Raw genomic sequence first — 10,450 nt, 5'->3', positions numbered from 1 at the left:
GCTCTGAACCCCTCCTGCCAGAGATAGGTACGTCCGGTGAGAGTGGAATTCTTGCCGAAAGCGCCGAGTACCAGATCAATGGCGCCAGCATTGATAGCCACGGCAACGAGCACCAACGCTACGGCAACACCGACCAGAAAAAAGGACCGGCGGTGCTTCGGCGAAAATTTCAATACAACGCCGACGATCAAGGTTGCGGTGAATATCGCAAGCGTTGCGATGATCGAGGTGGCCGAACTGGAGGCCACCAGGCAATAGGCAGACAGAATCCCGCACACGACTGCGATGCATCGCCATGTTTTGCTGGTTTGCAACACGAAGAAACTGGCGAAGGCGAAATAGACACCCAGGGATGCAAAGAAGCCAAGCTGGTTCTTGGACGCGAACGCGCCAACGAAACTATAGGAGCCGTCCAGCGCATCGTATTGGTATTGGCCAAAGCCAAGCGAATAAAGCAGGACCAGCGCGACGCCCATGCTTACCCCGCTGGCAAAGGTCCGCGCGTCTATGATGCGGGATGCGATCAAGGCGCAGATTATCGTCGTCAAATATTGAATGCCGGCGCGCAGGGTGACTGGGGGCGCGGCCGACCATGAAAACGACATGCATGCGAAGAGGACGAAGGGCAATACCCAATAGAAACGTGCGTAGTTACCAATGACTTTTCGGTAATCGACCAAAATCAGAGGCAACCACAGCCCGTAGAAAACCAGGATGGACAGAAAACCAAAGTTTGTCGAATAGGCAAAAACGAAGACCGATAAGCCTACGGCGAGCGTTCCGTACCAAAAATTCTTGCCTGGCTCGACAAGCAGGGATTTTGCAATTCTCATCGTGACGTCCGTATGGGAGCATTGTGTTTTTCTCTTGGACGGATTTCCATTTTTGGTCGTCCAGAGATGATTTGAGCTCTATCGCTTCCTAAAATTCGATACGGGAAACTGGCACTATCGGCGGAATTTGTAAAATTCAAAAACCGCAGTCGTTTTCCCGGAAGGTTTAAGGTTGTGTCACATACAGGGGGTTTCGTTATCTGGCTTGACAGGATTGAAACCGGAAACAACCATTATGTAACAAGTTTTGTCTACGACTCTGGTACATTGTTGAGGGCGCGTTTGCGCCTTGGGAAATGGGGTGAAAGATGGCACTATTCCGCTTCCGGACAAGAAATCCCGAGAGAGATCGTCTGTCGGATGCCACACGTTTCCTGAGTATCAAGCGGGCGATAAGAGATGTCGTTGTTGAGACTGAACGTGAGCGCGACGGCTTTCGCCGCCGCTATGACGACGCTTCGGTCAATGCCGCATTTTCCTTCGAAAACATGGAAAACGAAGGCGAAACAGAAAAGGTGTCTGCGCAGGTGGATAATCTGACGCAGGCGCTGACAAGGTTTTCCCAGCGCATCGATTTCCTGGAAAAACAGATGGCTTTCATGCACGAAATGGACGAGGCCATAACGACGTTTGAGAATGCGAATGGCCTTGGCCAAGTGGAACCGAAATCCGATTGAAGTCTCGCTTCCGATGGGGCGAATACGACCTTAAAAAGGCACGTATTTGCGGTTCGTTATCGCTCTATGCTCAATAACATATTGATTTTGCGATAAAAAAGAGCCGCATTTTTGATTTTTTTACGCGGTTGACAGCCGTCACGGCGCGTTGTGAAATGATGCAGTGCAGCAAAGATAATATGCACTCTTAGGATTATGTCCAACTTCGGCTTCTGGCTGATGCGCCTTTTCCCATAAAGAAAGGAAGATCGATGGTCGCCCCGATTTCATCCCGGATAGCACTCGCCAGCATGGCGCTTGGCCTTTGCTTGACACCCGTTCTCGCATTTGCCCAAGAGAAGCAGCCAGGAAAATCCTTCGTCGAAAACTTTGCCAGCCTGGACAAGAAGCGTTGGTACGTTTCGGATGGCTGGTCGAATGGCGCTCACCAGAATTGCACGTGGTCCAAGGGGCAGGTGGGTCTCAAGGACAACACCTTGACCCTCGGCTTCGCGCCTCAAAAAACCAAGGATCGCGACTATGTGTGCGGCGAGATCCAGACCAATGAGCGCTTCAGCTACGGTACCTATGAAGCACGCATCAAGGCCGCCGCGGGCTCAGGGTTCAACACCAGCTTTTTCGCCTATATCGGGCCCCAACAAAAGCAACCATGGGACGAAATCGACTTCGAGTTTCTTGGAAAGGACCCCTCCAGGGTTCAGTTGAATACCTATGTCGCCGGAAAGGGCGGACACGAGAAACTGGTCGCGGTCCCTGACGGCGCAGACAGCAAGTACAATGACTATGCCTTCGTTTGGGAAAAGGATCGTCTGCGCTACTATGTGAATGGTCAATTGGTGCACACTGTCACCGACCCCGCGGCCATTCCTACCCACCCACAGAAGATATTCCTGAGCCTTTGGGCCAGCGACAAGATGAAGTCCTGGCTTGGAGCGTTCAGCATGCCTGGCACACCCGTTTCAGCCGAGTTTGGCCGCGTTGCATTTACTGCGCTGGGTGAAACTTGCCAGTTCCCTGAATCAGTTGCGTGCTCGCTGGATTGATTTTTTCGATGGCAACATACCTACGCCCAATTCATTACGATAATGCCGCAGGGCTTACTATGGAACTTGCTGCAGTGAAGCAAAAATGTTGCACTGCAGTAAAAGCCATACTAAGTTGCCTACGCAGATCAATCGTGGGATGACCTCATGCTGCATGTCCTGTACCTCGTGCATGATCTGTCCGACCCTGCGGTCCGGCGCCGCGTGATCATGATGCAAGCCGGTGGCGCGACCGTCACTGTTGCCGGTTTCACACGAAGCCGCGAACCGATCAGCGTGATTGCGTCAATCGTTCCGATCGATCTAGGCAGAACGAGTGACGGCAAGTTTACCCAACGCGTCGCCGCTGTTGCACGCGCCGCATTGACGCTCGGCTCGATGCTCAAGGGTGTTAGCAGACCGGACTTGATCATCGGACGCAATCTGGAAATGCTGGCGCTCGCCAATCGGGCGAAGGCTTTCTTTTCCGGTGACGTGCCAATTGTCTACGAATGCCTTGATATTCATCGGCTGCTTTTGCGCCGGGATATGACAGGTAAGGCGCTGCGCTTCGTGGAACGAACGCTCAGTAACAATGCACAGCTTCTGATCACGTCTTCGCCCGCATTCGTCAGGCAATATTTCGCACCCTTTGGCCAGATCAACTTGCCGGTCGAAGTGGTGGAGAACAAGGTTCTGGAACTCGGGCCTCAGGAAACGGAGGCCATCAGCCGTGCGGGCAAGTCCAAAGACGAGCCTTGGAAGATCGGTTGGTTTGGTGCCTTGCGCTGCCGAACTTCGCTGGAGCTCCTGTCAGCGTTCTCACGCAAGATGGAGGGCCGCGTTGAAATCGTTTTGAGGGGGCGCCCCGCCTATTCGGAGTTCGATGATTTCGACCGTTTCGTTGCCGCTGAACCCTTTATGCAATTCCATGGCGCCTATGCAAATCCGGAAGATCTGCAGAAGATCTATGACGAGGTGCATTTTTCATGGGSTATCGATTTCTACGAGGCCGGACAAAATTCCAACTGGCTTCTGCCGAACAGGCTTTATGAAGGATGTCGCTATGGCTCTGTGCCGATAGCGATGCAGGGCACCGAAACCTCGCTGTTTTTACAAGAACGCGGCATCGGTTTTTCCCTAGGTGAACCGACGGTCGAGGCTCTAGCAGCCCTGTTCGATGAAATGGATACCGATCGTTACGAACGCGCCCGTGAAAAAGTCAAAGCACAGGAACGTTCGACCTGGGTGTTCGACCAGAGCGATTGCCGCGCACTGGTGGAACGTCTTGGGCGGCTCACGCATGCAAACGAACATGGCGCCGTACTTCCGGTCGCAGCTTGACCAGCCAGAATGCCGGATCGGCAAAAATGAAAACAGGAGAAGTGACGCCAATGCCAAGCGCTACAAAAACGGATTTTGTTGGCCGTTGCATTGTTGTTGTGCCTTGCCTCAACGAGGCCGAGCACATTCGCGCGCTTCTTGAAAAACTGGGCGCCGAAGCCCGACGTTTCGACTTGAAGATTATCGTTGCGGATGGCGGCAGCAGTGACGGAACGCAGCAGATCGTCGTGGAAATAATGCAGAGCGATCCACGTGTCATTCTCCTGCACAATGAGAAACGCATCCAGAGCGCCGCAATCAATCTGGCCGTGGCGACCTATGGCGACGGGCACGACTATCTCATCCGCATTGATGCGCATGGAAAATACCCGGACGATTATTGCGAAAAACTACTCAACGAAGCGCAAGCTACGGGAGCCGATTCCGTCGTGGTCGGCATGGCGACCGAGGGGTTTGGGACCTTTCAAAAGGCGACAGCCCTCGCCCAAAATTCCAAACTCGGTAATGGCGGCGCGCGGCATCGCCATGGCGCGAAAGGCCACTGGACCGATCACGGCCATCATGCCCTTATGCGTATTTCGATGTTCCGCGAGGTTGGCGGTTACGACGAGGGCTTCACCCACAACGAGGACGCCGAGCTTGATTGCCGACTGAAGGCTGCCGGTGCACGTATATGGATGACGGACAAGACCTTCATGGTCTACTATCCGCGGTCATCGGCGCCGGCGCTGTTCAAGCAATATCTCGGCTATGGGAGAGGCAGGGCAAAAAACCTCCTGAAGCATCGCATGATTCCGAAGGTTCGCCAGGCGTTGCCATTGATGGTCCTTCCTGTAGTAGCGGGCGTTTTTCTCGCTGCCCTCAACTGGTGGGCCGCGGTACCGGCTGTGCTATGGATCACAATCTGCCTCGGCTATGGCGTGTGGCTAGCCGTCGGCGAGCGCAACCCTTACGGTCCGTTGGCGTCCATATCAGCGATGATCATGCATCTGGCCTGGTCCACGGGTTTCTGGCTGCAACTGTTCGATTCGCGCAGACGGGGGGATACCACCTGATGACCGGCTCGAGCAATCCATCCAGTGCAGGTGAGACCTGGATCGACATTTGTATCTGCACATATCGTCGTGAGGAGCTGAGGGCGACCCTGCTGTCACTCAGCCAAATGAAACTGCCGGAAAAATGCCGCATACGCGCTATCGTCGCCGACAATGATGTCGAGCCCAGCGCCAAAGACAGGGTGGCCAGTATCGCGGCGGAACTCCCATTTGAAGTGCGTTATATCCACAGTCCCGCAGCAAACATATCATTGGCTCGCAATGCCTGCCTCGACGCCAGCACCGGCGATTATGTTGCCTTCATCGACGATGATGAAACAGCGTCGGAGGACTGGATAGAGCGTCTATTGACCACGGCACGCGATACGAATGCCGATGCCGTACTCGGACCCGTACAAGCATCGTACGCGAGCGATGCGCCACGCTGGATGAGCAAAGGTGATTTCCATTCGACGTTTCCGGTATGGGTACGCGGGGAAATTCTCACCGGCTATACATGCAACGTCCTGTTACGCCGCTCCTCGACATTTATCGGAAACCGGCGTTTCAGTTTGGCGCTGGGACGAAGCGGCGGCGAAGACACACAATATTTCACGGAAATTCACGAAGCGGGCGGCAGGATTTCATATGCGCCGCAAGCCTGGGTTTTCGAACCGGTGCCACAGGGCCGGGCCAAATTTTCGTGGCTTTGCAAACGGCGCTTCCGCGTCGGTCAGACGCATGGGCGGATGCTCAGGAGTGGATCAACCGGCATGAAACGCGCCGCTCAGTTGGTGCTTGCGGGTGCAAAGGCAGCTTTTTGCGTGTCTATGGCACTCGTGACAGCCTTTTCTGCTACCCGGCGCAACCGATGGTTTCTGCGCGGTATTATGCATGTGGGTGTCGTCAGCGGCCTGATAGGCATCCGCGAGATCGAGCAATATGGAGAGGTAGCGATGGTGCCAGCGAGGAGAGACAAATCCCGTGCAGCCTGATGTCACCTTCATTATTGCCGCCTATAACGCCGCGGACACGATCCAGCGCGCAATAGAAAGCGCGCTCGCACAGCGTGGAGCGAGCGTGGAGGTCATAGTCGTCGATGACAGGTCGACCGACAACACCGCCGCTATCGCCGGTTCGTTTGCGGACGAGCGGGTGCGCGTCGTGACGCTGGAAAGCAATAGCGGTCCTGGTAGCGCCCGCAACGCCGCCCTTGCCCTCGCGAAGGGCCGCTGGATCGCGGTGCTCGACTCCGACGACACGGTGTTTCCCGACCGCATCGCGGCGATGATAACCCGTGCGGAGAATACCGGCGCGAAAGCTGCCGTGGACAATATCGAAGTGATAGAGGACGGCGAGACAAAGGGAGACACAATGTTTCCCGTCCACTATCTTGCGAAAATCCGCGAGATTTCACTGGCGGATTTCATAGCTTCGAACCTCGTTTTCGTGACGACCTTCAATTTCGGCTACATGAAGCCGATTTTTGAGCGCCGGTTCGTCGAGACGCATGGTCTGCGTTACGAAGAGAACCTGCGCATCGGCGAAGATTATATCTTCCTCGCCTCCATTCTGGCGAAGGGCGGAAAATGCGCAGTGGAGCCATCAGTCGGATATGCCTACCGTGTGCGTCCTGGCTCTATTTCGCGCGTTCTCGAAACGCATCATATCATCGCCATGTTAGAGGCGGACAAGACATTCTTGGCAAAATTCGAACTCGGTGCTGAGGCTAAGGCTGCCCAGGCGCGACGGACGCGCAGCCTGGAGGAGGCGAAATCTTTCCTCTCTCTCGTCGGTCATATTAAACGCAGATCGATCAGCGGGATTATCGAGGTGGTGTTGAAGGACCCTGTGGCACTTCGCCATCTCTCTATGCCTATCGGAATACGTCTCAGGCGCTTGATCCCGTCCTAAAGGCAGGCAGGCCCAGTCAATTTTTTATACGAACGCAACAATCGGCGGTAACATGCATCAAGGCAATCAACTCTTTAATGTTCGGCTGGCGGGAAGCCCGGAAGGGCAAGCCCACTCCGATAATTTCATTGACCTCGAGCACTTGATGACTATCGCCCGGCGGCAGGCAAAAACAGTCGCCATAACCGCTGCCGTGGGTCTGTTACTCGGCCTCATTTACATCATCGCCGCCAAACCAGGATATACGGCAGCGACTAGCATTTTGCTCGACGACAATCTTGGCAAATTCGCTGATGAACCTTCGCCTGCACCTGCCAATATGCAGACAGACACAACAATTCTCAGCCAGATCGCGATTCTGAAGTCGGCTGAGCTTGCGGAAAAGGTGGTGAGAAAGGAGAAGCTTGACGAGAACGATGGGTTTATGAACCCGCCGCGCTCCATTTTCGCAACCGCCATTTCCACAATGCGGTCCATCGTCGGGCTTTTCAGTAGTAGCAAACCGGCCAATACGGATGGCCTGTCCGCTGCGGATCTGAAGATCGAATATGCGGCTTCGCTCCTGCAGTCCAACGTTGATGTCCAAAGGCAAGGACGCAGCTTTGTCATCGATCTCACCTATACGTCAGACGACGCGGAACTCGCCGGAAGAATTGCGAAGGCCTATGCAGACGTCTATCTCTCGGATCAGCTGGACGCAAACTTCGACGCGACGCAAAGAGCGACTGTCTGGCTTCAGGGCCGCTTGAATGAACTGAAGGAAAGTTCACAGGCAGCAGCCCTCGAGACCGAACGCTTCCGCGCCGCCAATGGTCTGACGGCGGCAAAGGGAGCGCTGGTTTCCGAGCAGCAACTCTCTGATATCAATAGCCAGCTGATCCTGGCCCAGGCGGACACCGCGCGGGCGCGAGCACTTTACAATCAATATAAGTCGATTTTGGCCTCGGGTCCCGAGGGCGCTGTCAACAATGCGGCTGTTGTATCGGACCAGAGCGGCACCTCGGTGATAGGAACCCTGAGGGCGCGCTATCTGACGATCACCAAGCGCGAGCAGGAAATCGTCAGCCGTTTCGGCCAGGATCATCCGCAAGCCGTCAGTCTGCGCACTGAGGAGCAGGACGTTTCCCGGCAAATTTTCCAGGAACTCCAGCAAATAACCGAAAGCTACCGCAATCAGTACGAGGCTGCGCAGTCACGCGAGACATCCCTGCGGGAAGGTTTGGACAATGCCACCGGAAAAACGTCCGTGGCAAACGAAGCGCTGGTCCATTTGAGAGATCTGGAACAGAATGCTCAAGCACTGACCAATCTCTATCAAACCTATCTCGGCCGCTATCAGGAAGCGTCACAGCAGCAGTCCTTCCCGATCGCCAAGGCGCGCGTGATCTCGGTTGCATCGACGCCCACGGACCCATCGAGCCCGAAGAAGAAACTCGCCCTTGCAGCCTCTCTGCTGCTCGGCCTTTTTGCCGGCGCTGGTATCGGCGCGTGGCGTGAATACCGTGAGCGCTTTTTCCGGGTTGGTGAAGATGTACGCTCGCTTCTGGGGGTCAAGTTCCTTGGCTTTGTGCCAAAACTCGAGGGTATAACAGAGGCCAAGAGAACGCCTGTGGCCTTGGAGGGACAGCCTGCGCCGCCTGCCCGGACCAATATAATCCGCTTGGCTGTCGATAACCCGTCGTCGCAATTCGCTGAAACATTGCGGAATGTCAAAATCGCTGCGGACGTCGTGCTGCAAGGCAAGGAAAGCAAGGTCATCGGTGTCGTCTCCGTTTTGCCGCACGAAGGCAAAACCACGATTGCCGCCAATTTTGCGGGATTGCTGGCTGCAAAGGGGGCCAAGACGCTCCTCATCGATGGCGATCTGCGCAATCCAGGGCTGTCCCGCGCCTTGTCGCTTTCAACGCAACGAGGGCTCGTGAAAGCGGTCATGGATGGTCAGCCTTGGCAAAATTCCGTCAAGGTCGAGAACAAGACCAAGCTGGCTATCATTCCAACGGTGCTTCACCGGAATTTGCGTCACACCAGCGAGATTCTCTCAAGCCAGGGTATGAAGAAACTGCTGGATGAAGCGCGCACTGTGTTCGACTATATTGTCATCGACCTTCCACCGCTTGGCCCGGTCGTCGACGCCAAAGCCTTCGCTCCAATGGCCGATGGGTTCGTCATGGTGGCAGAGTGGGGTGTCACGCCTCGCGCACTCGTCAAGTCCGTGCTGCAAGCGGAGGCGGAAATCGCGCCGAAGATTCTCGGACTGGTCCTCAACAAGGTCGATATGAAGCGGCTTGCAAAGTACAGCTCTTACGGAAGCACCGAGCATTTCATGGAGCGATACTCAAGCTACTATCTCGATACGCCACGAATGCCCCCAACCAAAACATAGAGCCCTTACGTCGTGAACACGCGGCCCTTCTTCTGCCAGAGCCGCAACGCACTCAGTTTGCCTGTCGAGAAGGCCCCGGTATCGAGGTTAAACCGCCTGCCTTCCTGGCGGGGGGTTTCTATCGGCGTGTGACCGTGCACGACCCATTGCCGAAGCAGATGGGCGTTTTCAAAGAATTCACTGCGGATGGAAACAAGGTCGTCATCTTTCTGATCCTTCAGCGAAAGGGTGGGCCTTATACCGGCGTGTGCAAACAGGAAGCTTCCAGCGTTGATCATGATTGGCAAGGATCGCAGAAACTGTTTGTGCCGGTGGGGAATTGAAGCGCGGATGGTGTCATCCAGCATTTGCGGCGTACGGTGGATCAGCCTCAGACGTTCCACGTCAATGCCGTAGGAAAGCAATGTCGAGTTGGCTCCCATATGCCACCAGCCCGACAGGGACAGCCGTTTTTCCAGATAGTCGAGCATGGCCATATCGTGATTGCCGGTCAGGCAGATGCGCTGGAAGTCCGCATGCGGCTTGTGGAGCAGGTGTTCGACGACCTGCGCGGAGGCAGGCCCGCGATCGACATAGTCTCCCAGCATGATGATGAGCTTTTTGCCGGGCAATCCAGCAGCGTCTTCGGTGATCATGCTTTCCAGTTCAAGCAGCTGATCGTAGCAACCGTGCACATCGCCGATCGTGTAAACGGCCGTCTCTGAGATATCGATTGAAAGACGGCGTCTTGCGATCCGCGGCGCAGGCCTGTCGGACCTCAACAACCCAAGAAGTGTCTTCAATACTGGTTCCCCGCTCATTAGGTCCTGACCCTTAGCCAGCTATTACGATACGTATAAGCGAGTGTGGTGTCCAAGCTGGATTTCTCATCCTGGTTTTCGATAAATATGACTCTGAAAACAATGGCTTATAACGAATAAACGCGTTCAAATGCAATCTCTCCGGGCAGGCGGCACGAGATGCATCATTCGGAGGGCTAATTGGCTATTTTGGGGAAGGCGGTAGAGCTGCGGGCGCCAGCGGAAATCATGGCGCCCACAGCAAGCTATTCCATTTACAGGTTTTTCTCACTGGCGGGCTGAGATTTCACAGCACCTGCTATCGCCGGTTTCAAGATTGCGCGTTCGAGTGGCCCCGCCAAGGATTCGGCGTAGGCGGTAGCAATGTGGTGACGATCCCGGAACATCAACTTTCCATCGATCGTGGCGTGGCACAGCGTGTCGCTGCAGAAAAATGATGTCAT

General features: G+C 55.1%; 10 protein-coding genes. 7 read left to right on the top strand and 3 right to left on the bottom strand.

Annotated elements, in window-relative coordinates:
• A partial coding sequence (locus tag ACXJ5O_RS10880; protein ID WP_457299909.1) for an O-antigen ligase family protein occupies positions 1 to 833 on the bottom strand: 833 nt, incomplete at its 3' end.
• Positions 834 to 1,141: 308 nt separating this feature from the next.
• Here ACXJ5O_RS10880 and ACXJ5O_RS10875 point away from each other — a divergent pair.
• From ACXJ5O_RS10875 to ACXJ5O_RS10845, 7 genes are all read left to right on the top strand, one after another.
• Positions 1,142 to 1,510, top strand: a complete 369-nt coding sequence (locus tag ACXJ5O_RS10875; RefSeq protein ID WP_457299908.1) for a hypothetical protein — start codon at positions 1,142 to 1,144, stop codon at positions 1,508 to 1,510.
• 251 nt (positions 1,511 to 1,761) lie between these two features.
• Complete coding sequence (gene exoK, locus ACXJ5O_RS10870) at positions 1,762 to 2,553, top strand: endo-1,3-1,4-beta-glycanase ExoK (protein ID WP_457299907.1); 792 nt, start codon at positions 1,762 to 1,764, stop codon at positions 2,551 to 2,553.
• 147 nt (positions 2,554 to 2,700) lie between these two features.
• Positions 2,701 to 3,876 (top strand): glycosyl transferase family 1, encoded by a 1,176-nt coding sequence (locus ACXJ5O_RS10865; RefSeq protein WP_457299906.1) that lies wholly within the window; start codon positions 2,701 to 2,703, stop codon positions 3,874 to 3,876.
• A 26-nt stretch (positions 3,877 to 3,902) separates the two neighbouring features.
• Positions 3,903 to 4,931 (top strand): glycosyltransferase family 2 protein, encoded by a 1,029-nt coding sequence (locus ACXJ5O_RS10860; RefSeq protein WP_457299905.1) that lies wholly within the window; start codon positions 3,903 to 3,905, stop codon positions 4,929 to 4,931.
• Positions 4,931 to 5,905 (top strand): glycosyltransferase, encoded by a 975-nt coding sequence (locus ACXJ5O_RS10855; RefSeq protein ID WP_457299904.1) that lies wholly within the window; start codon positions 4,931 to 4,933, stop codon positions 5,903 to 5,905. Before ACXJ5O_RS10860 ends, ACXJ5O_RS10855 begins: the two co-directional genes overlap by 1 nt.
• Positions 5,895 to 6,824, top strand: a complete 930-nt coding sequence (locus tag ACXJ5O_RS10850) for a glycosyltransferase family 2 protein (protein ID WP_457299903.1) — start codon at positions 5,895 to 5,897, stop codon at positions 6,822 to 6,824. The genes ACXJ5O_RS10855 and ACXJ5O_RS10850 overlap by 11 nt, the downstream gene beginning before the upstream one ends.
• A 52-nt stretch (positions 6,825 to 6,876) precedes the next feature.
• Positions 6,877 to 9,207 (top strand): polysaccharide biosynthesis tyrosine autokinase, encoded by a 2,331-nt coding sequence (locus tag ACXJ5O_RS10845; RefSeq protein ID WP_457299902.1) that lies wholly within the window; start codon positions 6,877 to 6,879, stop codon positions 9,205 to 9,207.
• A 5-nt stretch (positions 9,208 to 9,212) separates the two neighbouring features.
• Here ACXJ5O_RS10845 and ACXJ5O_RS10840 read toward each other — a convergent pair whose 3' ends face one another.
• Together ACXJ5O_RS10840 and ACXJ5O_RS10835 are read right to left on the bottom strand one after the other, a co-directional pair.
• Entirely contained in the window at positions 9,213 to 9,989 is a 777-nt protein-coding gene (locus tag ACXJ5O_RS10840) for a metallophosphoesterase (RefSeq protein WP_457299901.1), read from the bottom strand.
• Between the two features lie 272 nt (positions 9,990 to 10,261).
• The coding region (locus ACXJ5O_RS10835) for a hypothetical protein (RefSeq protein ID WP_457299900.1) at positions 10,262 to 10,450 on the bottom strand (189 nt) is incomplete at its 5' end.

This window comes from Phyllobacterium sp. P5_D12 (assembly GCF_054049495.1).
Note: the sequence above shows the minus strand (reverse complement) of the source record. Positions and strands in the feature narration are given on the sequence as shown.